This window comes from Pseudomonas kilonensis, assembly GCF_001269885.1.
GTDB lineage: Bacteria > Pseudomonadota > Gammaproteobacteria > Pseudomonadales > Pseudomonadaceae > Aquipseudomonas > Aquipseudomonas kilonensis.
The window spans coordinates 263,180-286,706 of record NZ_LHVH01000034.1; the positions used below are offsets into that span (position 1 = coordinate 263,180).

Genomic DNA, 23,527 nt, shown 5'->3' on the forward strand with positions numbered 1-23,527 from the left:
TGCCCGCCCCGTCGACGCGGTTTAGAACGCGTCGGACGGTTGTGCCACGAGGGCAACCGACAAGCGTCGCTCGCGGCTTTTGCGGGTAATGTAATACACGAAGTAACACCAGGCGATGAACGGCAAGCCGAAGTACAGCGCCACTCGCTGTTCAGGGTCGAAGGCGATCCCGACGCACGCCAGGCTGCAGCACACCAGCGCCCCCAACGGCACCCACGGATAACCGCGCACGCGGAACTTGAGGTGGCGAATGTCGCCGCCGTTAGCCACGTAGTGACGGCGGAAAGCGATCTGGCTCGCAGCGATGCTCATCCACACCACCACCACGGCCAGACCGGAAATCGACACCAGCGCCAGGTAGATGGTATCGGCGGCAAACACGCTGCTGAGCAACGACGCCGCGCCGCCGGCCATGCTGACGATGATCGCGTTGAGCGGTGTGCCCATGCGGGTCAGGGCCGAGAATTGCTTGGGCAGGTGGCCTTGGTCGCTGAGGGTCCAGAGCATCCGCGAGGCGGCGTACAACCCGGAGTTGGCCGCCGACAACAGGGCGGTGATGATCACGAAGTTCATGATGTCGGCGGAGTACGGAATGCCGATGTAGGTGAACACCGTGACGAACGGACTCTCCACCAGACCGGCCTGCTCGCGGGGCAACAAAGTCGCCAGGACAAAAATGGTCCCGACGAAAAACACCGCCAGGCGCAGCACGGTGGTGCGGATGGCGCGTGGCACATTGCGTTGCGGGTCCTTGGTTTCACCGGCGGCGATGCCGATCAGTTCGGTGCCGGAGAACGCGAAGGACACCGCCAGCAGCGTCATCACGATGGGCATGAAGCCGGTAGGAAACAGTCCCTCGCGGGTGAAGTTGCTCAAGCCGATGCTGTGGGCCTGGTCGATGTTCAGCAGGCCGAGAATCGCGCCACCGCCAATCAGCAGGAACACCACCACGGTCAGCACTTTGATCAACGACAACCAGAACTCGGTCTCGGCGAACAACCGCACCGAAATCACGTTGGTGAGGAACACCACGCCGGCGAACAGCGCGCTCCAGATCCACACCGGCGTGTCGGGAAACCATCGGGTCATGAGGATGCCGGCAGCGGTGAACTCGGAACCGATCGCCACCGTCCACGTCAGCCAATACAACCAGGCCACGGTGTAGCCGGTACCCGGCCCAAGGAAGCGCGTGGCATAGGTGCTGAACGAACCGGTTTCGGGCATCTGCACCGCCAGCTCACCGAGGCACATCATCACCATGTAGACCATGAGCGCGCCAATGATGTAGGCGATCACCGCCCCCATCGGGCCGGCCTGGTTAACGGTGTAGCCGGAGGTCAGGAACAGCCCGGTGCCGATCACGCCGCCCAAGGCCAGCATGACGATATGGCGCGTCTGCATTTCCTGCTTGAAGCCGGCCCGCGTACTCGTTTGTTGTTCTGTTATGGACATGGTTGTTCTCATGAAATGTCAGGGCGCGCATCTACGTCTACGCGAGTCAGACAAGCGCCGCTGAGCTTTTATTATTATTCCTATTCATGAACGCCCCATTCACAGCCTTGTTATGGGGTACCAACTTTCAAACTTCAGCTTGCGGTTTCGGTGTGGACTTCATTGAGTTGCGGATTGAGGGTCTTTTTGACGAAGGCGAAGGCCTGTTTCAAATCGTCCAATAGATCGTCCGTGTCTTCGATGCCCACCGAAACCCGCACCAAGCCTTCGGAGATGCCCAGGGCCAGGCGTTCTTCCAAGGTGTTCTCGACATGGCTGGTGGTGCGGGCCGGGCCGTAGATGGTTTCCACCGCGCCCAGGTTGCCGGCGCAATGGGCGAAGCGCAGGCGCGGCAGCAGCAGCTTGACCGTGTCCATGCCGCCGACCAGGACAAAACTGACGATGGCGCCGAAGCCGGACATCTGCGCGCAGGCCACGGCGTGGTTCGGGTGGCTGGGCAAGCCCGGGTAATTGACCGCCTCCACCAGCGGTTCGGTGCAGAGGAATTCGGCCAGGGCCCGGGCGCTGTGTTGTTGCTGACGCATGCGCAGCGCCAGGGTCTTCATGCCACGGATGATCAGGTAGGCCGAGAACGGGTCGAGGCTCGCGCCGTTGATTTCCCGGTAATGCCGCACCTGGGCCATCAAGGCTTCGCTGCCGCATACCAGGCCACCGAGCACGTCGCCATGGCCGCTGAGGAACTTGGTCGCGCTATGAATCACCACGTCCACTCCCAGGGCCAGCGGGCTCTGGTTCAGCGGCGTGGCGAAGGTGTTATCGGCCACCACCAGGGCGCCGACACGCTTGGCCGCCGCCACCAGGCGCGGGATGTCGAGGATTTTCAGGGTCGGGTTGGTGGGGGTTTCCAGGTACAGCACCTGGCAGCCCTTGGCGATTTCACGCTCGAGGTCGTCGTGATCGAAGGTCTCGCACAAAGTCACGGCCACGCCGGTGCGCGGCAGGAACTCTTCGAAAATCTTGTTGGTGCCGCCGTAACTGTCCTTGGTCGACACCACGCGATCGCCATGGGCCAGGAAGGTGTAGAGCACGCTGCTGATCGCCGCCATGCCGCTGCTGAAGGCCACGGCGGACTCGGCCATTTCCAACTCGCGAATCTTGGCTTCGAGGGTCTCGACGGTCGGGTTGCTCATGCGGCTGTAGATAAAACCGGGGGCCTTGCCCAAGGCGACGTCGTACCAGACGTCGATGTCGTCGTAACCGTACGCGGCGCTGGCCACGATGGGGGTTTGCGTGGCGTTGTAGGGGTGCCTGACTTGCTCCCCACCCCAAACCGCCCGGGTCCCTGCTCCCGCGTTATCAAGCCCTGTGCTGTCAGGTTTATTGTTCATTGAGGCTACTCACACTGAGGGGGTGGACGTTGAGCCATCCACCGAATCTGAGGGCCAATATAGGGAAAAGCCGCGCGCCCGAGAAACGATGTTATCGGTGCCAAAGGGGTGGTTTTTTTAATGGCTGTATGAAGGTCTGGGATGACCTGCGGACACAAAAACCTGTGGGAGCGGGCTTGCTCGCGAAAGCGGTGGGTCAGTCACCAAGGGGGTGAATGTGCAATCGATTTCGCGAGCAAGCCCGCTCCCACACTGGAATTGTGGTGACGTCGGGAATGCGTGAGCGCCAGTCCTACAGGCGACCGTTGACTTAAAGGCTGTGTGAATCATCGTGGCGAGGGAGCTTGCTCCCGCTCGGCTGCGCCGTAGGAGCTGCCGAGCGAAGCGAGGCTGCGATCTTTCCAAAGCCAGTTGAGTATCAAGCGAAAGATCAGGATCAAAAGATCGCAGCCTTCGGCAGCTCCTACCGCAACCCAGCGGGAGCAAGCTCCCTCGCCACAGGTTATCGATCGCTCCCACGCTCCTGCGTGGGAATGTCGCCAGGGACGCTCCGCGTTCCGCTTCTGGTTGTGACGCAGAGCGTCACGGGATGCATTCCCACGCGGGAGCGTGGGAACGATCAAGGACCAGCGTTAAACGATTGCAACCACCGCCGATGGTATTCAACCTGCTCTGTAATATCGTTGGTTAAATCCTTATCTTCATAATCAAAAATATTGACTGTGTCACTTTCATCCGCCGTCTCTCCCCAACGGACTTCATAAGCAACTACACCGCCAGCCATTTGCGAAGACATTCGCGAGGGATGCACATTGATTTTGGCTCCCTTGCATAAAAAACTCACATCCGAAAAATCTTTCCTAACCTTCCCTAGGCACAAATACAAATCCGCCGCTGTGTAACTTCTTTCTATTCCATCTGGCATCGTTACGGTCATTTCTATATTTTTTCGACCACATTTAAAGATCGCCTTATTAATGACACCATCAATTTCAATTGCCACCTCTCTAGAAGTCATATCATCACCTATCAAAATTGGATATTGAGTGCCCTACAGAACCCATGCACTCCTGCGTGGGAATGTCGCCAAGGACGCTCCGCGTTCCGCTTCTGGATGTGACGCAGAGCGTCACGGGATGCATTCCCACGCAGGAGCGTGGGAACGATCAAACCAGTAGAGTGATCCCAATAATATCTTCCACCCTCATCCGATCAGGAATTGCGATCTCACACTCATAGCTATAACAAACGAGACTCAACCCATTCTTTAAAGAAAGCTTCTTGCTCACCCGGATCGCTTGCCAAGTTATTTTCATCATAGTCAAATATATAAACAATATCATCGAGCGATGGAGCGACACCCATGCTCAGCTCATACGCTTTTAGCCCAAGCGACATCTGTGCCGACATTCCAGACGGATGAACATTTTTCTTAGCACCCTTACAAAAGAAAATCACATCCGGATTATCTCGCCTAAGACTCGCAAAACATTTATAGAAGTTACCCCCCGAATATATTCTATCAACACCATCCGCCACAGAAAAAGTTATTGCGATTCTCTTAGAATCGCACACAAGACAAGTTTTTTCCTTTTCTCCCCCCCTAGAGATATACACCTCCACCGTAGAAATCATTTTTTTATTCTCCTGTTAGGGTTAGGTATGGAATAGCCAAACTCTTTCCCACTATCAAGTATCAAGGTTGCGCCAAGCACATCTTCACTCTTAATACGACCTGGAATTGCAATCTCTTTTTCAGCCCCAAACAAATATGCGCCCCCTAGCTCTTTTTGCAAATCGTGCCCTGGAATTTTTTGTAACGTGTATAAATACCCTATTTTAGTGTACTCACCGGTAGCAAACCTCTTCCCCACATCTCTTGAGTAGGAGGTACTAATGTAATAACTAGGAGGCGAGTCACTATCCATAGAATGCAAGAACAAATTTTTGCTTTTACCTTTGCTTTTAAAGCCATGTTCAAAAACGTCTTCGGGATTTCGCTCATCACCACGATATAAGAAATCCTCCTCTTTTTTGGGAGTAGGTAGTTTAGGTTCCGTTTGATCAGCAGCTACCTTAACCGCCGGATCCTCAACCCCAACCGCCGGCCTACACCCACCCTTCCCCGGACAATCCACCAACCCCAACGGATCCACCCACCCCGTCGGGTTCAGGGTGTACCGATACCCATTGAGCCCGCCCACCAACTTGCTCGGGTCAGGCGTCAAATAGCGGCCGGTCTCGGGATTGTAGTAGCGGTGGCGGTTGTAGTGCAGGCCGCTTTCGGGGTCGAAGTATTGGCCCTGGAAGCGCAGCGGTTGCTCAAGTTGTTCGCCGCCGCCGTGCTGCAGTTCGGTGAGTTGGCCGTAGCCGTTGTAGCGCGCCGACCAGACGATCTGGCCGCTGTAGCTGGTCAGTTCCTGGGGCGTGCCCAGGTGATCGAGGTGGTAGTAGAACGGCGTGGCTTTTTCCGGGCCTTCACCATCGAGCATCGCCAGCGGGCGGAAGGTGTCGGGTTCGTAGACGTAGCTGCGGTGGTGGCGCGGGCTGTTTTCGGCGACGACCTGGTCGCCTTGCCAGAAAAACTCCGTGGTCAGGCCGTCCACGGTCTTGCTGATGCGTCGGCCGAAGGCGTCGTAGCGGTAGGACGTTTCCCGCCCATCCGCCGTGGTGACGCCGATCAGGCGGTGCTGGCTGTCGTAGCGGTACTCGGTAATTAGGCACTGGGCTTTGCCGCGGCGTTCGCGAACAAGGTTGCCGAAGGCGTCGTAGTCGTAGTGGCGGTCGCCCTCCTTCAGCAGGCGGTTGCCCTTGAGGGTGGTCGGGCCGGGGCGGTCCTGCATCAGCAGGTTGCCGGCCGGGTCGTGGCAGAAGTGTTCTGGCGGTTCGCTGTGGGAAAAGTCGATGCGGGTCAGGCGATCCAGCGGGTCGTACTGGTAGCTGCGGCGGTTTCGGTTGTCGGAAAGGGTTTGCAGGTTGCCCTTGGCGCTGTAGGCATAATCGCGCCAGAACAGTTGTTGCTGCTGGGCCTGCCACACAGTCTGGGCCTTGAGGCGGCCCTGTTCGTCGTAGTCGTAGTCGCTGAGCAGCCGGCCTTGCTGGCGTTGCCGTTCGCGACCGCCGACAAAGCGGTGTTCGGTCAGGCGCGAGCCGTTGAGGTCGATGGCGGTCAGTGCGCCACCTGGGGCATGGTGGTAGTCGAGTTGGCTGTCGTCCGGCAGGCGCAGGTGGTTGAGGCGCCCGCAAGCGTCGTAGCGATAACGCAGGGTGCCCCAGCCCTGGTGCTCGCAGACCAGCCGATCCTGGGCGTCGTACTCGAAGGCCAGCGGATGGTTACTGCCGTCGTTGACGTGGACCAGCCGGCCCAGTTCGTCGTAGCGGTATTCGATGGCCTGGCCGTCGGGCAAGGTCTTGACCCGCAGCCGCCCAGCCGCGTCGCGCTGGTACTGGGTGAGCCGTTGCGAACCGTCCTCGCCGTGCTCGGTTTTTTCCAGCAGGTGGCCGTTGAGGTCGTAGGCGTAGGCGGTGCGTTGGCCGTCGAAGCCGACTTGCTGTCGGATCAAGCCGTTGGGCGTGTAATCCAGCTGATATTTTTCGCCGGATTCGTTTTCAATTTCGGTCAGCAACAGCCGCGCCGAGTCGTAGCGGTACTTCAGCTCGCTGCCGTCGGGGTTCAGGCGACGGCTGACCAGGTGCAGGTCGTCGGCGTATTCATAGCGGGTCAGACGGCCCTGTTCATCGCGCTCGGCGGTGACCTTGCCGTAGGCGTTGTAGCGCCAGGTCCGGGTGGCACCGTTGGGCAAGGTCACCTGCAGCAGGCGGCCGACGGCGTCCCATTGGTAGTGCGTGAGCGCGCCGTGTTCGTCCTGGCGGCTGAGTAAACGCCCCAGGGCATCGTAGGAAAAACACCGGCGACTGCCGTCGGGCAGGATCTCTTCGGTCAGTTGGCCCAGGCGACTCCAGGTGAAGCGATGTTCGCCGCCGTCCGGGTCATACGTCGCCAGCAGTTGCCCATGGGCGTCGTAGGCATATTCCGTGCGCCGGCAGTCCGGGTCGATGAGGACGATCACCTCGCCGCGGGCATTGCGCCGGTAGCTCCACACGGCCTTGCCGCGCGCACGGGTATGCAGGAAACCGTTGCGGTATTCGTAGGACGTTGGCGCCTCGTCCGGGGGAAGCAGCGCCACCAGCCGTCCGACGTCGTCGTAGCGGTATTCGGTCACCGCGCCCAGCGGGTCCTGCTCGGCGATCAAGCGACCTTGTTCGTCATAGGCCTTGAGGTGCTCACCGCCGTCGGGCTCGACCTTGCGCACCAACCGCGCCCGGTCGTCGTGGACATACACCTCCTGGCTGCCATCCAGGTGCCGGACCGTGACGCTGCCGTCTTCGCCCCAGGTGTAGCGACTGTCCATCTGCGCAAACGAGGCCCAATGCCGTACGCAGCGGGACGCCGGGCCGACGCCTTGCCATTCCCAATAAAAACTCGCCCCGCCGGCCAGTTGCCGCTGGAGGATGACGTGTTGGTCGTCGTAGTCGTAGCGCTCGCTTTCACCGGCGGCATTGGTCGCTTCGATCAGTCGGAAACGTCCGTCGTAGCGGTAGGAAACCAGCGTCTGTTCAGTCCGCCAGGCTTCGTCGAGGGTGATGGCGGGATGGAAGCTCTGGTAATCGACGGCAATCAGGTGGCGCTGCTCGTAACGCAGGCGCAGGGCGCGCCCGGCGCCGTTGTCCAAACGGCAGATGTCGCCATGGATGTTGCGCTGGAGGGTCAGGCGGTTGTCGTAGCGGTCGCTGAGGCCGCTCAGGTGGCCGTCGCGAAAGTGCAGAAATGCTGCGTTTTCGCCGGGTTGGGCGACTATCAGTTCGTCCGGCTCAGTGCCCAGGTAAATCGCCGCGCGGGCCAGGCTGTTGTGGATCGCCGGACGTTGGGCGTTGGGAAGTGGAAAGGTCGTACGGCGGTTTTCCTGGTCGACCCAGGTGACCTGCTCGCCGTCGAGTTCCAAGCGATGGGCCAGGGCATGGCTCCAACCACGCCCGAGGCCGACATCCAAGTCGGCGGCGCTGGTGCGGTATAAACGGGTGAAGACAAACGGCAAGCGGCCATCGAGGGTGCCATCGTCGAGGGTCAGCAGTTCTTCGCCGGTGACCATCGACACCGGGCAGCCGCTGGTCTGGGTCTGGGCCGCGGTGTCGGCGGGGTCGCCATTGGGGTTTTTCGACTGGGTGGGGGCGTCGTCGTGGGGTTCGTGTTCGCTCAGGCGTGTAGAGGGTTGGGATTTTTCTCGCGCCACGGCGGCTGGATTGCTGACGGACAGGGGGGCAGAGTGTTCGGGGGTGATGTGCAAAGGTCCGACAGGCGTCGGTTTTAAAGGTCCGCGCTGGCTGACCACCAACGGTTTGAGCACATCGGCATGCTGATTGAGCCGATCGGGGGTGAGTTGGCCCAATCTCAGGCTCGACGCCAGCAACCACTCCCGGGCCCGCTCCGAGCGGACCCGGCCCAGCACGTTTCCGCTCATGCGCAGCCCCAGGCCCAGCCCCCCGGTCAAACGCATCAGCAGGAAATTGATCAGTACCGAAGCGCGCAGCTCTCCGACAACTTCGGCCGCGTACTGAGGCGGCAACATTCGTACCCAACTGGTGAACGCGGCCACGTGGACGAAGAGCAACGGCTCGTCGCTCAACACCATCAGCCCTTTGGCGATCGCCTCGGAGGACGCCCTCAGTAGCTGTTCAAGCTCGGCTTGAGTCAGGTACTCCAGCAACTTTTCGCTGTTGGCCTGCAAGTCGGCCAGCAGCCCGAAAACCTGTTTAACGTCATCCCACAGCTGATGCAGGGCATTTTTGAAGCCGCGCCAATCGGCTTGCTGCAACGCGCCGTAACGCTCGAGAAACCCGGCCTCGGAAAACTCCGTCCACAGCGGTTGAAACTGCTCCCACTCCGCTTTCAGCCAGCCCTCAAGTTCGTCGATCACACCTTGGTAAGACGCGTACAACGCCTTGACGTGAGCGGCCGTTACATGGGGAAAAAAGGTGATGCGATAACGCTGGCCTCGCCAGCACTCAGAAACTTCCAGGATGCCACTGGGGCCGATTACGTGATGGATCGGCTCACCGAACGTTTCCTTCCCCGGCTCGCCACCGGTGACCGGTTCCAGCATCACCGGCGTGTCGCCAATCGGCACGAAACGCGCCGCCTGGAACATGTGCACCAGCGTCAGCGGCCCCTCCGCCGGGCAGGCCACCACCGTGGCGCTGATGGGTTTATCCAGGTTTTTCGGCGCCGCCAGGGACACCTCGTTGCCGACCTTGAACACTTGCTCAAGATCCAACGCCCAACCGGTCCAGAAGCTTTCAGCCCAGGCGTCGTAGTCGTTCAGGCAGGTTCGAAAGTCCTGGAAAACCGCGTCGACATCCGGCTGTTCGGGGTCCATGACTGCCATCACCAGCGAACCAATGACGTTGCCTTGGGCAAGGATTTTGTCGTAGTCGGGCATGCAGGCAGCTCGCGGCGCAGGAGTGGGCGCGAGACTCTGCCTGCGATGGCGAGAGAAATAAGTCAGGAAAAGAGGGAATGGATGTAGGGCGATTCGCTAAATTTAGACGCTTGGTGTGGAAAACCCGCCGATGACTATAAACACCGCGCCATCAGCCACTGCTCTTTCCCCCAAGCCTCAAAACGCTCCAGCACGTCCCAACCCAGCTTGGCGTAATAATCACGCTGGCTGTGGGTGTGCAGGAACAAGGTGATGATTCCAGCCTCTCGCGCATGGCTGCAGATGCCTTCGATCAACTGCGCTGCAAGCCCTCTGCGTCGAGCCTCTGGGGTGATGAACACACACGCCAGCCACGGGCCCAGCTCTGGCTGGTCAGGCAGGTCGTGGCTGGCCAGTGAAGCGCCGCCGAGCAACTGGTCGTGTTCCATGGCGATCAGGCACTTCCAGCGGCCATCGTGCTGCCCCGCAGCGAATTCCTGCTGCCAACTGGCGAGGGATTGCTGGGCAAATTCATAACTGAACTCCCGATGGAGCCACTCGGCCATCTGGTCGCTTTTATCCATGTGGTTAGTGAGCCAATCCATTTGCAGCATTTGAAACACTCCTTGTCTGTTTCTCTGGGTGGTAAAGCTGAAGATCTGTTTGTTTACCGTATCGCCATCGCGAGCAAGCTCGCTCCCACAGGGGAATTTTGGTGAGGTCGGGATTGTGGCGAGGGAGCTTGCTCCCGCTCGGCTGCGCAGCAGTCGTAAACCTACCCGGTCACCGCGTTGAATGGCTTTGGGGCTGCTGCGCAGCCCAGCGGGAGCAAGCTCCCTCGCCACAGGGTCAGTTTTTTTTCAGTTTCCTAGGCGTCTTGCGCAGATAAATACGCGAATAGATGCCTACCCGCACTCATTCTCAAGAAATACCCGCCTGCAACCCCTCAACCTATCGTAATCTCGCACCTGTATAAGCCCAGCCCCGCAACCGGTCGAGATCTCACCCCGATGCCCTCCATCTACCAACTCAAGCCCGCCTTTCAAAACCTGCTGCGCCCCATGGTTCAACGCCTCTACAACAACGGTGTCACCGCCAACCAGGTCACGGTGCTCGCCGGCATCGTTTCGGTATTGGTCGGCGCGGTCATCGCCTGGTTTGCCAACCATCCGTGGATCTTCGTCCTGGTGCCGATCTGGATGTTCCTGCGCATGGCGTTGAATGCCGTTGATGGCATGTTGGCGCGGGAGTTTGGCCAGCAATCGCATCTGGGCGCCTACCTCAATGAGCTATGCGATATCATCGCCGACGCGGCCCTGATCCTGCCTTTTGCCCTGTTTGCCGATTCCAGTCTGTTGCTCGTGTTGTTGGTCACGCTGTTGGCGTTGTTCAGCGAATACGCCGGCGTGCTGGGGGCAATGGTGGGGGCTTCGCGGCGCTATGACGGGCCGATGGGCAAGAGTGATCGCGCCTTTGTGTTGGGCGTGCTGGCGACCGGCATTGCCCTGGGTTGGCTCGGGGCGCTCTGGGTAGATGGTGTGATGGCGGTGGTTGCCGCCCTGCTGGTTTATACCTTGGTCAACCGGGTCCGTCATGGCCTGGGCCAAGTGAAGGAAAACGCTCCCTCAGCATAAAGGAACTTGCAATGCGCGAAGCCCAGGAACTGACGTTCACTACCTTTGACGGCGTAGAGTTGTTCTACCGGCACTGGCCGGCTGTCGACGCGGCGGCGGGTGAGCCCCGTCAAGCTGTGTTGTTGTTTCATCGTGGTCATGAACACTCCGGGCGCATTGCGCACCTGGTGGATGAACTGGACCTGCCCGGGTTCGACTTCTTTGCCTGGGACGCGCGCGGCCATGGCCAGTCGCCTGGCGAACGGGGCGACAGCCCGAGTTTTGCCACCAGTGCGCGGGATGTGCAGACCTTCTGCGATCACATCGGCGCGGCGCATCAGATCGACGAAGCGAACATCGCCGTGGTCGCACAAAGTGTCGGCGCGGTGATCGCGTCCACCTGGGTCCACGACTACGCGCCGCGCATTCGCTCGCTAGTGCTGGCCTCGCCGGCGTTCAAGGTCAAGCTCTACGTGCCATTCGCCCGTCCGGGCCTGGCGCTGATGCGCAAATTCCGTGGCAATTTCTTCGTCAACAGCTACGTCAAGGCGAAATTCCTCAGCCATGACCCGGAGCGCGTGGCGTCCTACGACAGCGATCCGTTGATCACCAAGGCCATTTCGGTGAACGTGCTGCTGGGCCTGTACGAAGCCGCCGACCGCGTGGTGGCCGATGCCCAGGCGATCCAGGTGCCGACGCAGTTGTTGATCTCCGGATCGGACTTTGTCGTGCACCGCAAACCCCAGGAGCAGTTCTTCGAGCGCCTGGGCAGCCTGCACAAAGAGAAGCACATCCTGCCGGGGTTCTTCCACGACACCCTCGGCGAGAAGAACCGCGCGCCGGCCGTTGCCAGTGCCCGCCGCTTCATCCTGCAGAACTTTGCCCGACCGCTGGACCGCCCTTCCCTGCTCGACGCTGATCGCCTGGGCGCGACCTGCGCCGAAGCCGAAACCCTGGCCACGCCGCTGCCGCACAACTCGCTGCGCGACCTCTACTGGCGCATGACCCGCGCCAGCATGCGCTTTGGCAGCAAGTTGTCGGCCGGGGTGAAGCTGGGCTTCGACACCGGGTTCGACTCCGGCAGTACCCTGGATTACGTCTACCGCAACCGCCCCACCGGCACGTCGGCGTTGGGCAAGATGATTGACCAGAACTACCTGAACTCCATCGGCTGGCGTGGCATTCGCCAGCGCAAGCTGAACGTCGAGGAGCTGCTGCGCCTGGCGATGGCCGAATTGCGTGCGCAAGACCGCGAGGTACGCATCGTCGACATCGCCGCCGGCCATGGCCGCTACATTCTCGAAGCGCTGCAAGGCGTCAGCCCGTTGCCCGAGTCGATCCTGCTGCGCGACTACAGCGACATCAACGTGCGCGACGGCAGTGCGCTGATCGTTGAAAAAGGCTTGGGCGACATCGCTCAATTCGTCAAAGGTGACGCCTTCGACCGCCAGGATCTGGCGGCGCTGGAGCCGAAACCCACCCTCGCCGTGGTGTCGGGTCTGTACGAGCTGTTTGCCGACAACCAACTGGTCGGTGGTTCCCTCGCCGGCCTGGCCGAAGCCGTGGAGCCTGGCGGTTTCCTGGTCTACACCGGCCAGCCGTGGCACCCGCAACTGGAACTGATCGCCCGCGCCCTCACCAGCCACCGCGCCGGTCAGGCCTGGGTGATGCGTCGGCGTACACAGGCGGAGATGGATCAATTGGTTGAGGCGGCGGGCTTCCGCAAGATCACCCTGCGGGTCGATGAATGGGGCATTTTCAGCGTTTCGCTGGCCCAGCGAGTGCAGTAATGAGCGCCGTCATCGCTCCAGCCCGCGAGCCCGCACTGCTGAAACCGGCGGTGCTGTGGCTGCTGTTGCTGGCGCCGCTGTTCTTCACCACTTACGGCTTCGCCACCTGGGTCACGTCCCAGCGTGACGACGTCGGCACGCTGGTGTTCGCCTGGGAAAGCCACATGCCGTTCATGGCCTGGACCATCGTGCCGTACTGGTCGATTGATCTGCTGTACGGCCTGTCCTTGCTGTTGCCCACCAGCCGTGACGAACTCAAGCGCCACGCCTTGCGCCTGCTTACGGCGCAGGTGATTGCGGTCAGTTGCTTTTTGCTCTGGCCGTTGCGCTTCACCTTCCCCCGCCCGGAAATGGACGGGGTGTTTGGTTGGTTGTTCGAAGTGCTGGCGGGTTTCGACAAGCCGTTCAATCAGGCGCCGTCGCTGCACATCGCGTTGCTGGTGGTGCTGTGGGTCTGCTATCAGCGGCATCTGCAGGGCTTCTGGCGCTGGGTGATGCACGGTTGGTTCGCGTTGATCGGCGTGTCGGTGCTGACCACTTATCAACATCACTTCATTGACCTGCCCACGGGCGCGTTGGCCGGCTGGCTGTGTGTCTGGTTGTGGCCGCTGGACCGTCCGAGTCCGCTGCTGAGTGCGCGTCTGGCGGCGGACCCTGCCCGTCGGCGCTTGGCCTTGCGTTATGGCGTGGGCGCGGCGGCGCTGTTCATCCCGGCGTTTGCCTTGGGCGGCGCGTGGCTTTGGCTGATCTGGCCGGCGGTCGCGGTGCTCATGGTGGCGCTGAATTACCTGCTGTTCGGTGCCGACGGTTTCCAGAAGCGTGCCGATGGCCGCTTGAGTCCGGCAGCGCGCTGGTTGCTGGCACCTTACCTCGCGGCGGCGTGGATCAACTCCCGTTGCTGGACGCGCAAGCATCCGCAGCCGGACCAGGTGGCGGATAACGTCTGGCTGGGGCGCATCCCCACGCCGATGGAGCTGAAGGACAGTGCGTTTACCGGGGTGCTCGACCTCTGCGCGGAACTGTCCATGGACAGCACGGGCGTTGCCTATCGCTCGTTGCCGGTGCTCGACCTGACGGCACCGACCGCCGAGCAATGCCTGAACGCGGCACAGGCCATCGAAAGCCTGCGCCAGCACGGGCCGGTGCTGGTCTGCTGCGCCCTGGGTTATTCACGCAGCGCCACGGCGGTGGTTGCCTGGTTGTTGCACAGTGGGCGGGCAGCGAACGTTGACGCGGCAATCGTGCAAATCCAGCGCGCTCGACCGCGTATCGTCTTGCACGCGGCGCACCGTCGAGCGCTGGAACAGTTATCCACAACGCCGGGAAATGACCATGATCACTGATATGGAACTCCACACCGTGGCAAGCCTGTTGCGCCGAGGGCATTCGCTGGACCAGTTTTCCACCGGGCTGACGCTGCTGGCAGCACTGGTAGGACTGGGCCAATGGCTGGTGGGCGTCATCGATCCGTGGTTGCTGCTGCTGAGTGCCACACTGATCGTCCTCGGCGTGCTGGAGAAATACTGGGCGCTGCGCGTGGCATTCGATGCCGATCTGTTTCAGCGCATGGCTGACAGCACCCAATCCCTGGCCGAACGCACCTATACCTTGGACCAAGCCCTCACCTCGCTGGGCCTGCAACCGGCCGAACGCGCCGGCCGTCTCTGGACCGAACGCCGGCACGGTGCGTTGTTGCTGCTGCGTCGGCAATCGCGGTTGCTGGCCATACAAGTTGTCTTGGTGCTGGGCTTCATCCTGGCCAGTCCCTGGTTAGCTTCAGGTATGTAGGAAGTTTTTGTGGCGAGGGGATTTATCCCCGCTGGGCTGCGCAGCAGCCCCCAACCAGGCACCTCGGTGTGCCAAGAAGATTGAGTTAACTGCTTTAGGGCTGCTGCGCAGCCCAACGGGGATAAATCCCCTCGCCACAAAGGGTGTGCTCCCTCGCCACAGTTATGCTTATGTTTCTCAGGACAAGGAATCCTCATGTTCGAACCCGTGGTCGCCAACCTCATCACCTCCGCCGCCCGCATGGTCACGGGCGCTCGCAGCCTGTGGCTCGGCTGCGCGCCGACGCCGGTGCAGCGGATCTACTTCGCCAACCACAGCAGCCACGGTGACTTCGTGTTGCTCTGGGCCTCGCTGCCGCCGACGCTGCGCAAGCTCACCCGTCCGGTAGCGGGAGCCGACTATTGGCAAACCAGCCCGATGCGTCGCTACATCATCAACCGGGTGTTCAACGGCGTGCTGGTGGACCGCGAGCGCAAGGATCCTTCCAGCAGCCCATTGCAGCCGATGCTCGATGCGTTGGCAAACGGCGACTCGCTGATCATCTTCCCGGAAGGCACGCGCAATCCGGAAGAAGGCCTGTTGCCCTTCAAGAGCGGGATCTATCACTTGATGAAAAACCATCCCGAGGTCGAGGTGATCCCGGTGTGGATCGCCAACCTCAACCGCGTCATGCCCAAAGGCCGGGTGCTGCCGCTGCCGCTGTTGTGCACCACCAGTTTCGGCGCGCCACTGTGCATCGAAGAAGGTGAAAGCAAAGAGCAATTTCTTGAACGCAGCCGCGCCGCGCTGCTGGCACTGGCCCCGGAGCACGTCTGACATGGATCGATATACCCTGATGTTGTTTGGCGGGATCGGCGCCATTCTGGTGCTGGCTTCGTTGATCGGTTTCATTCTCAGGCTGCGGACCAAAGGCGCGCCGAACTCCGTCATCGACAACCTCAACGCCCGGATCAATGCCTGGTGGATCATGGTGCTGGTGATCGGCATCGCGTTCTGGCTCGGCAATGCGGCGGTGATCCTGTTGTTCTACGCGGTGTCGTTCTACGCCCTGCGGGAATTCCTGACCCTCACACCCACCCGGCGCAGCGACTATCCGGCCCTGGTGGCCGCGTTCTACCTGGCGCTGCCGCTGCAATACCTGTTGATCTACTACGACTGGTACGGGCTGTTTTCGATCTTCATTCCGGTGTATGTGTTCCTGCTGCTGCCGATCCTGGCGTCCCTGGGCGGCGACAGCACGCACTTCCTGGAGCGCGCTTCCAAGGTCCAGTGGGGCTTGATGATCGCGGTGTTCTGCATCTCCTTCGTGCCCGCCCTGCTGACGCTGGACATCGCTGGCTTTGAAGGGCGCAACCTGTTGCTGATCGCGTACCTGGTAATCGTGGTGCAGCTCTCGGATGTGTTGCAGTACGTCTGCGGCAAGCTGTTCGGCAAACACAAGATCGCGCCGAACCTGTCGCCCTCGAAAACCGTGGAAGGGTTTGTCGGCGGCATTTTCCTGGCCTCGTTGATCGGTGGCGCGTTGTGGTGGATCACGCCGTTCAATCCTTGGCAGTCGTTCCTCATCGCCTTGCTGATCAACTTGCTGGGGTTTGCTGGCGGCATCGTCATGTCAGCAATCAAACGCGACCGCGGCGTCAAGGACTGGGGCCACATGATCGAAGGCCACGGCGGCATGCTCGACCGGTTGGATTCGGTGTGCTTCGCGGCGCCGATCTTCTTCCACCTGGTGCGGTACTGGTGGACCTGAGGAAAGTCTTCGGTGAAACCTAAACCTGTGGGAGCGGGCTTGCTCGCGAAGGCGGTGCATCAAGCGACATCAATATTGACTGTGCTGCCATCTTCGCGAGCAAGCCCGCTCCCACAGGGGTTCAGTGCTTAACCCAGAGAATCAGTCAAGGATCAGGTGCGGCAGGAACCGGCTGGAATCCTTGGTGATCAGGCTGTTGTCTTCCCGCACGCCGATGCCTGCCGCCTGGTCGCCGATGACCCAGGAGCCGATCAGGGTGTAGCTGTCGCCAAAGCGTGGCAGTGGCGCGAATTCCTGGAGGATGAACGGCGCGTCGGTGTAGGGGCCGTCTTCTTTTACGATCAGGCCATCAGCGGTTTGCAGCTCGATGTTGGCGCCTTCCCGGGAAAAGAACGGCTTGCGCACCCAGCCCTTGGGCACCGCTTTGCTGGTGTCGGTATCCAGATGGGCCGCGAGCAGGTTCGGGTGGCCTTTGTTGAATTCCCACAGCAACGGCAGGATGCCTTTGTTGGAGATGATGGACTTCCAGGCCGGCTCGAAAAACTGCGTATCGCACTGGGCAATCGCTTCACCAAACGGCTCGTGGAAGATGAACTCCCAGGCGTGCAGCTTGAACAGGTGCGGAATCCAGCGCTCTTCCAGATCAACAAAACGCCCGTCACTGTTGAGGCCGATGTCTTCGACATCGATGTGCCGCGATTCAATGCCGACTTTTTCCGCGACCAGGCGCAAGTAGTCCGTGGTGCCCTTGTCTTCCACCGAGCCTTTCATCGAGGCGAAATAAAACGGCTCTTTGAGCTGCAACTGGGCGAAGGCCTGGTGCAGCTTGGTGTCGATGCTGTTGAACTGGTCGGCATGCTTGGGCAGCAAACCGCGCTCGATGCATTGCTCCAGCCAGCCCCACTGGAACGCCGCCGCCTCGTAGAGGCTGGTCGGCGTGTCGTAGTTGAGCTCCAACAGCTTGGCGGGGCCCGTGCCGTTGTAGGAGAAATCCATGCGCCCATACAGGTGCGGGTGACCTTCCAGCCATGAAGTGCGCACCAGGTCGAAGAACGGCGCTGGAATGCTCAGGCGCTCCAGCAGTTCTTCGCTCTGGACCACGCGGGCCACGAGGTCCATGCACATGTCATGGATCTCGGTAGTCGGGTCTTCCAGGTCGTCCTCGATCTGCTTGAGGGTGAACTGGTAGTACGCGCTTTCGTCCCAATAGGGTTCGTCGTCGATGGTGTGGAACAGAAAGCCGAGCTGCTCGGCGGTCTGTTTCCAGTCATGACGTTCTGCGCAATGGATCTTCTTCATGGCGCTGGTTCCTCAACCGCCGGAGCTGCTCGAACCGCCCCAACCGCTGCGGGCACTGGACTTGCTGCCGAAACCGCCACGAGACGTGGAGGACGCGACGGCCATCGCCTTGCTGCTCTTGATGGAGTCGGTGTAGCTGCCGTACCGCGCCTGGTTGGACTTGGTAAAGGTCGAGCCACTGGACACCCGCTGGCTGAGGGTCGAGGACCCGAAGCTGCCGCGATCATCGCGGTAGCGGTAGACCGGCTCGGAGTAATAGCTGCTGCGGTTGCTGCTCAACATGTTGCCGATCAGCATGCCGGTCAGCAGGTTGCCGAAGCCTGAACCACCGACGTTCGCTTCCGAAGCCGGCAACTTGGCCCGGGCGGCATCGACCTCGGACTGCGTGACTTCGCCATCGGCGTTCAGCTCGAAACCACCCAGCTTGGGAAGGAACTTGCCGGCCGAGTCCTGCTGGCACCAATCGGGCACGAAGTCGGCATCGCAATCGGCCTGGCTGTCGTACACCGGCGCGATGCGACGATGCTCGCTCATGGCGCTCATGTAGGCGTCGGCGCAAATGTCCACCGGCAGCTTTTCATCGACACATTGCTGGACGGACTGGAAGTGGTACTTTTTCTGCAACTTGTAGGTTTTTTCCGTTGGCCCGCAGCCGGATATCGCCAGGGCGACCGACGCGGCCAGCGAAAGCTGGACGTACTTGCTTCGTTTCATCGGGATCTCCGTGGCGCAATCAGTTCGTGGAAGGCGTCATGCACGCGGCGTTCAACATGCCGACGCTGATGGCCACGGCGGCGATATAGATACCGGCGGCGATTTCACCGTTCTTGATGCGCGCGGAAGCGCCCTTGAGCACCAGGCTGGTCACCAGGAACGCCAACAACTGGACGGCAGCGGCGATCACCGCCCAGACGACGAAATCCAGCAGGCTGATCGAATAGGCAATCACGTTGCTGGCCGGGATGGCGAAACCAATGAGGGCACCGCTCAGGGCGATCGCCGCAGCCACGTTGCCCGAGCGGATCAGCTCGAACTCCTTGTGCGGCGTGACATGGATGTAGATGAACTGGAACAGCGCGAACAGCACGGCGGCGCCGAGGATGTACAGGACGAAGCCGAACACGGCGGCCTTGTTCAGGGAAATGGAGAGCGCTTCAAGCATGGATTTCTTCCTTATTCAAAGAGTGTTCAGGTCAGTGGTGTACAGCGAAATACCCAGCGAAGTGCTCAGGCTGACGGTGCCTTCGGCATCTTCTTCAACGGAGAACAGCAGGAACTCCCGGCGATCCGTCAGGCCGGTGTCGCGGGCGTACAGCATCGAACGGTGCTCGACGCTGTAGGACTCATCCGGGTTGCTCACGCGCTCGCTCATCCCCACCAACTCTGTCTGGCCCGCCTCGGTGCCCCATTCGCGGGTGTACTCGACGCCGTCGTGGGTGTAGGTCGGCAGGCCGATCAAGCTTTCAGGGCCGGCCAGGCGACGCAACTCCGCTTCGCTGTTGATCGTGACGTAGCTGAGGTAGTTGAACAGGATCACCGACTCGACCTGCCCGGCGATGTCGCCGCTGGTGTGCACTTGCAGCCAGTAGTCTTCGTCGTTCATGTAGCAACGCGACAGCCAGTTCGACTGCCCGAGGTCGACGATGCCCAGGCTCCAGATCTGTTGGGAGCCGGGGATGACCACGGCGCTGTTGCCGTCGAGCAACAACTTGAGCGTGGAGTCGAACATGACCTGCTTGCCGGAGGCCAGGCCCAGCGGCCCGGTGACAGGCGAATTATTGCTGGCTGTCGTGTTCGCGTTCGGGGCTTCAAGCCCCATCAACTGTTTAAACCACCCCATGGGAAATTTCCTTGAGACGCGTGGAGGCGATGTAGAAGAGTTCTCCGCCCACGACGCGGGTGGCGCCGGGCGGGTTGATCGACGGCTGGCGGGCGCCCTGGGCGCGGTAGCCGATCAGCGTAGCGTTGTGCTGCTCTTTCATCCGGGTATAGAGATCGCCGAACGTCGCTTCAAACGCCTCGGGGAGCTTCATCAGGTACTGGGTGGCGCCTTGGCCGACGCAGAGCAATTCATTGATGACCACGGACGAGCCCGGGTCCTGGGAGGCACGCACCAGCATTTCGATGGCCATGCTGGAGGTGCATTCCAGGCTCGGCGCATAAGCGCTGGCAAGGGCGGCGATTTCGCTGTCATTGAAGTGTGCGACCACGTGCCCGGCAGGCCCCAATTGATTGACCGCCAGCACGGTGGCCAGGGTCAGGTCGTCGGAATGGGTTCGCACCAGCACGCGTTCGGCGCCTGGCACGCCGGCACGCTGCAACAGCGCGACGGAGGACAGGCTGTCGCCCTTGATGAACGAGGTCTTGCCGGGCATGGGGTTTTCTTCGAGATCGCAATCGCAGATGACGATCAGGTTGTCATTGGACGTTTCGTCCTGCAGCAGCAATTCGATGACCCGCTCGCTGGAGGCGCCCTCCCAGCCGATGAGAACCGTGTGGCCGACTTTACCGGTGAAATCGCCTTTGCCCTTCATGCCTTTTCTCCATACATCGATGACACTGCTGGTGGTTTTGCCGATGACCGTCGTCAACAGGGCAATGCCCCCGAGCATGATCCAGGTCGCCACGAAAATTCGCCCGGCGGATGTCTGTGGCAACAGATCGCCATAGCCGACGGTGAGCGTGGTGGTGAGATAGAAGTAGATAAACGTGGCGGCGGCGATGAGGTGTTGCTCGCCCAGCAGCACCAGGCCGATCCAGGCCGTGGACAGGTGCAAGCCCACCGCAATGGCCAGGCCCGCCCAGCCGAACCGATGAAAGAAGGACGACGCGTAGGTGCGCAACAAAAGGAAAATCGACATTTCGTCCCTGACTCCGTGGGGCTTCGTTCCTGGCGGGATCATCGCTCTGGCACCTGAGTGCTCGAGCGTAGTGGCCGGACAGCATTAAACCTGCTGTGCGGTTTTGATAAAAGTGCTTTGGTGACAATAAATCGGACGATTTTCTGGAAAGCAGGACTCAGACACAAAAAACCCGATGCCGAGCACAAAACCTGTGGCGAGGGGATTTATCCCCGCTGGGCTGCGCAGCGGCCCTAAAAGCTGACACCTCGGTGTGTCAGCTGGATGGAGCACGCAGCTTTGGGGCTGCTTCGCAGTCCAGCGGGGATAAATCCCCTCGCCACAAGGTCTGTGCCTGGCCTGGCTTGCCTTGGCGGGTCTTCACCAAGGCAAGCCCCATCCGATCACTCAGCCGATTTTTTCTTCAAACGTTCCAGGATCGCATTGGCGCTGCCTTCGTTCGGCGTGATGCCGGCGTCGCGCAGCTTGCGCTCCAGGTCGGAGCCGGTCGAAGCGTCGGCCAGTTCGTCCTGGGCTTGCAGTTCAGCGGCACGTTGCTGTTGCTTGGCCTGCAGGCGGTTGAGCGTACCGACGGCGGTTTCCAGCTTGCCATTGGCGCCGCCGCTGGCGATCGAAGCACTGACCTGGGCCTTCTGTACGCTTTCGCGGGCCTTGGCCATGTCCACTTGCTGACGCAGGCTCTTGATCCGGCTTTCGGCCTTGGTGATGTCTTTGCGCATGTTGTCCGCGTAGCCGCCGAATTCGGTCGCGTGCTTCTGCTCGGCGTCCAGTTCGTTGGTCAGGGTCGAAATGGCTTCGGCCACTTCCAGCGCCAGGTCTTCGCGGTTGGCCTGGATCGCGGCCAGGGCCTTGGCTTCCAGGTCCTTGATCTTGGCGTTGTATTCGCCGACGCGATCAGTCGCCAGTTTGTGCTTGGCCATGATGGTGACCAGCTCACGCTTGGCGTTGGCCAGCGCGCTGTCGGCATCGCGAATTTCCTGGTCGAGGATGCGCAGGGCCTGTTGGTCGACGATCGATTCGCCGACTTCGTTGGCACCGCCACGCAGTGCGGTGAACAACTTGCTCCAGATGGACTGAGTCATTGGATGGTTCCTATTCGGCGAATTAAATGAAGAAGCGTTCGAAGGCTTCGCTGGCGCGCTGGACGTTGTCGACGAGGGTTTTGACCTCGGTGACGACGTTGGTCAGGCTGGAGCCTGCGCTCAACGCACCGAACATGTTGTAGACGACCTGTCCGTTGGGCATGGTCTCGATGCCGATGGACGACAGCGGGAACATCTCCCGGCTGCGCAGCACGGCGTCATTGAAGGCCGCGACGTCGTTGATCGACTCGACGTCCACCAGGACGGTATCGACGATGACCTGGTCGCCCACCACTGCGATGTAGATCGGCAAGCCACCGAAGTCATTCATTTCCAGCTTGATGCTGGACTCGGAGCCTTGAACGAGAGAGAGAGTGATGTCGTTCGCGACCACTTCGTCCAGGGCCTGAAGGGCGCTGTAGAGGCGATCGATGTTCCAGTTGTTACCTGCGCTCATGTAATCCTCCGACATGAATGAGCCAGCCAGAATCGGTTGGCGTAGCTGTTTCTCCATTTGCTTGAGCAGGCTTCGGTTTTCGGGAAGCACCCAAGTCTCGTGTTTCACATACCCGGCGGCACTCAGGCCCGCGCGCATCTGCTTCATGTAGAAGCTCGACGGTTTTTTCGCGGAGGGTTTGGCGCGCTCTCCCGTGCGGCTCGCTGAATCGGTCACAGACCCGTCTGGCGGATCTGATGGAGAGCTGGTTGACATGCTACTGACCCCACTGTGAAAAACTCACGCGTGATAAACACTACAGGTACTTTCGAAACCTCACAATAGCTCACGCGTGAGATTTTTTTAGCAACTGATCCCCCTGTGGGAGATTCTATGGTACGGGGCTACCCCTTAAATGCCTTTCGGTAAGTATTCGCTCTGGTTCTTCAGCAGGGCGAATACCACTCGGGCAAGCTTGCGGGCCAGTGCCACTAATGCTTCGGTTGTGCTGAGTCCCCGGGCCCTCAGTGCCTCATAAAAACCCTTCCATGCCGCTGTGCGCCTCGCCGACATCGCGGCGTTATGCATCAATCGACGTGCCTCTGGGTCACCTCGCTTAGACAAGCAGCGGCGTCCCTTCTTTTTCCCAGAATCCGATATACGCAGGTCTAGGCCCAGAAAAGCGATGAAGGCATCGGCATTTCTGAAATCTCCACGCTGAAACGACGTGAGCAAACGGGCACCGCTCAATAGGCCAATGCCTTCGACTTTCATGCAACGCTTGAGCTGAGCGCCCAAGCCAGCTGCTTCCAACTGCGTCTGGATTGTTTTCTCGAGCAAGATTTCCAGTCGTTGCATGGCCTTTATCTGGTGCTCAAACGCCGTTTTGAGCAACGGTTCGTTGGACCAACTTTGCTTGAGGCTGACACGCGCCTGGACCAAGGCTGCCCGGCGCCGGAAAAGGCTTATAAGACGGCAATACAGGGGCGAAGGCGGAGTCCACGGGTGCAACTGGTGGCCTTCGTTGTTCAAGTAGCGAGCCAACAACCGAGCATCCAGCGCATCGGTTTTAGCGCGAACTTTCACACCTTTGCGGTAATGGCTGAGCTCGTAGCCGCCGATCATGTAGATCACACAGCCTTGCGCATAAGCCAGGTCGGCGAATTCCTGGTGATAGATATTGGTGGCTTCGATGGCGACATCCACTGGCGCGGGCAGCTCCTTGAGCCACTTCTTGATCGCAGCTTTGGTGTTGGGGATCGCTTCCAGTCGATCTGTTTCTGCGTGATAAATCACTAACTCATCTTTGGCGACATCAACACCCACGATCGGCTTTGCGACAGAAACCGGCATTGCCATTGAAAATCCTCCGGGCTAAGGTTTGAACACTTGAAGGGTTCACCCAGAGGCGCAGGCTTGTTCCTATCGTCGGTCTAGGCCAGATGCATTCTTTATCGGCGCTTGGGTGAAAGGAGGAGGGGTGAAATCTCCCACGGTCTGCACTGCGCGCACAGTCAGAATCGAGCTTTTTCCCTCCTCCTCTCCTCAAGTCCTACCATCCAAGCGAGCTTGCTCGCGATGGCGCCCTGTCA

General features: G+C 60.4%; 20 protein-coding genes. 6 read left to right on the plus strand and 14 right to left on the minus strand.

The genetic code is table 11. The features are described 5' to 3' along the window. Positions 1 to 21: 21 nt before the first annotated feature. From AD662_RS25340 to AD662_RS25360, 6 genes are all read right to left on the minus strand, one after another. Positions 22 to 1,452, minus strand: coding sequence for an amino acid permease (locus AD662_RS25340; protein ID WP_053189936.1), 1,431 nt, complete (start codon positions 1,450 to 1,452; stop codon positions 22 to 24). 134 nt (positions 1,453 to 1,586) lie between these two features. Then, complete coding sequence (locus AD662_RS25345; RefSeq protein ID WP_053189937.1) at positions 1,587 to 2,840, minus strand: cystathionine gamma-synthase family protein; 1,254 nt, start codon at positions 2,838 to 2,840, stop codon at positions 1,587 to 1,589. Between the two features lie 619 nt (positions 2,841 to 3,459). After that, positions 3,460 to 3,858: a hypothetical protein gene (locus AD662_RS28980; RefSeq protein ID WP_074849756.1), complete on the minus strand. Its 399-nt coding sequence runs from the start codon at positions 3,856 to 3,858 to the stop codon at positions 3,460 to 3,462. A gap of 221 nt (positions 3,859 to 4,079) precedes the next feature. After that, the gene (locus AD662_RS25350) at positions 4,080 to 4,475 is read right to left on the minus strand and encodes a hypothetical protein (RefSeq protein ID WP_053189938.1); all 396 of its coding nucleotides are present in this window, start codon (positions 4,473 to 4,475) and stop codon (positions 4,080 to 4,082) included. Beyond that, positions 4,472 to 9,337, minus strand: coding sequence for an RHS repeat-associated core domain-containing protein (locus AD662_RS25355; protein ID WP_053189939.1), 4,866 nt, complete (start codon positions 9,335 to 9,337; stop codon positions 4,472 to 4,474). Before AD662_RS25355 ends, AD662_RS25350 begins: the two co-directional genes overlap by 4 nt. Before the next feature lie 134 nt (positions 9,338 to 9,471). Then, the gene (locus AD662_RS25360; protein WP_018612551.1) at positions 9,472 to 9,930 is read right to left on the minus strand and encodes a GNAT family N-acetyltransferase; all 459 of its coding nucleotides are present in this window, start codon (positions 9,928 to 9,930) and stop codon (positions 9,472 to 9,474) included. Between the two features lie 396 nt (positions 9,931 to 10,326). Between AD662_RS25360 and AD662_RS25365 the strand changes: the two genes are divergently transcribed. The 6 genes from AD662_RS25365 (at position 10,327) to AD662_RS25390 (ending at position 16,257) form a co-directional block, all read left to right on the plus strand. After that, positions 10,327 to 10,950: a CDP-alcohol phosphatidyltransferase family protein gene (locus AD662_RS25365; protein WP_024619064.1), complete on the plus strand. Its 624-nt coding sequence runs from the start codon at positions 10,327 to 10,329 to the stop codon at positions 10,948 to 10,950. Between the two features lie 11 nt (positions 10,951 to 10,961). Further along, complete coding sequence (locus AD662_RS25370) at positions 10,962 to 12,719, plus strand: bifunctional alpha/beta hydrolase/class I SAM-dependent methyltransferase (protein WP_053189940.1); 1,758 nt, start codon at positions 10,962 to 10,964, stop codon at positions 12,717 to 12,719. Beyond that, a complete protein-coding gene (locus tag AD662_RS25375; RefSeq protein ID WP_053189941.1) occupies positions 12,719 to 14,062 on the plus strand; it encodes a phosphatase PAP2/dual specificity phosphatase family protein in 1,344 nt (447 codons plus the stop codon). Before AD662_RS25370 ends, AD662_RS25375 begins: the two co-directional genes overlap by 1 nt. After that, a complete protein-coding gene (locus tag AD662_RS25380; protein ID WP_018612563.1) occupies positions 14,052 to 14,507 on the plus strand; it encodes a hypothetical protein in 456 nt (151 codons plus the stop codon). Before AD662_RS25375 ends, AD662_RS25380 begins: the two co-directional genes overlap by 11 nt. A gap of 195 nt (positions 14,508 to 14,702) precedes the next feature. Next, entirely contained in the window at positions 14,703 to 15,323 is a 621-nt protein-coding gene (locus AD662_RS25385; RefSeq protein ID WP_018612566.1) for a lysophospholipid acyltransferase family protein, read from the plus strand. A 1-nt stretch (position 15,324) separates the two neighbouring features. Next, positions 15,325 to 16,257, plus strand: coding sequence for a phosphatidate cytidylyltransferase (locus tag AD662_RS25390; RefSeq protein WP_003205974.1), 933 nt, complete (start codon positions 15,325 to 15,327; stop codon positions 16,255 to 16,257). 141 nt (positions 16,258 to 16,398) lie between these two features. On the opposite strand, the gene AD662_RS25395 is transcribed toward AD662_RS25390, so the two are convergent. From AD662_RS25395 to AD662_RS25430, 8 genes are all read right to left on the minus strand, one after another. Continuing rightward, positions 16,399 to 17,556, minus strand: coding sequence for a glutathionylspermidine synthase family protein (locus AD662_RS25395; protein ID WP_024619934.1), 1,158 nt, complete (start codon positions 17,554 to 17,556; stop codon positions 16,399 to 16,401). Positions 17,557 to 17,568: 12 nt separating this feature from the next. Further along, on the minus strand, positions 17,569 to 18,270 hold the full coding sequence (locus tag AD662_RS25400) for a DUF1190 domain-containing protein (protein WP_053189942.1): 702 nt from the start codon (positions 18,268 to 18,270) through the stop codon (positions 17,569 to 17,571). Positions 18,271 to 18,289: 19 nt separating this feature from the next. Then, on the minus strand, positions 18,290 to 18,718 hold the full coding sequence (locus AD662_RS25405) for a DUF350 domain-containing protein (RefSeq protein ID WP_018612572.1): 429 nt from the start codon (positions 18,716 to 18,718) through the stop codon (positions 18,290 to 18,292). A 15-nt stretch (positions 18,719 to 18,733) separates the two neighbouring features. Further along, a complete protein-coding gene (locus AD662_RS25410) occupies positions 18,734 to 19,396 on the minus strand; it encodes a DUF2491 family protein (RefSeq protein WP_053189943.1) in 663 nt (220 codons plus the stop codon). Then, positions 19,383 to 20,417 (minus strand): ion channel, encoded by a 1,035-nt coding sequence (locus AD662_RS25415; RefSeq protein ID WP_018612574.1) that lies wholly within the window; start codon positions 20,415 to 20,417, stop codon positions 19,383 to 19,385. Before AD662_RS25415 ends, AD662_RS25410 begins: the two co-directional genes overlap by 14 nt. 383 nt (positions 20,418 to 20,800) lie before the next feature. Then, positions 20,801 to 21,499: a PspA/IM30 family protein gene (locus AD662_RS25420; RefSeq protein ID WP_018612575.1), complete on the minus strand. Its 699-nt coding sequence runs from the start codon at positions 21,497 to 21,499 to the stop codon at positions 20,801 to 20,803. A 22-nt stretch (positions 21,500 to 21,521) separates the two neighbouring features. Then, positions 21,522 to 22,103 carry a YjfI family protein gene (locus AD662_RS25425; RefSeq protein WP_139213031.1) on the minus strand — a complete coding sequence of 194 codons (582 nt, stop codon included), beginning with the start codon at positions 22,101 to 22,103 and terminating at the stop codon, positions 21,522 to 21,524. A gap of 243 nt (positions 22,104 to 22,346) precedes the next feature. Continuing rightward, the gene (locus AD662_RS25430; protein WP_053177781.1) at positions 22,347 to 23,294 is read right to left on the minus strand and encodes an IS110 family RNA-guided transposase; all 948 of its coding nucleotides are present in this window, start codon (positions 23,292 to 23,294) and stop codon (positions 22,347 to 22,349) included. Positions 23,295 to 23,527 lie beyond the last annotated feature (233 nt).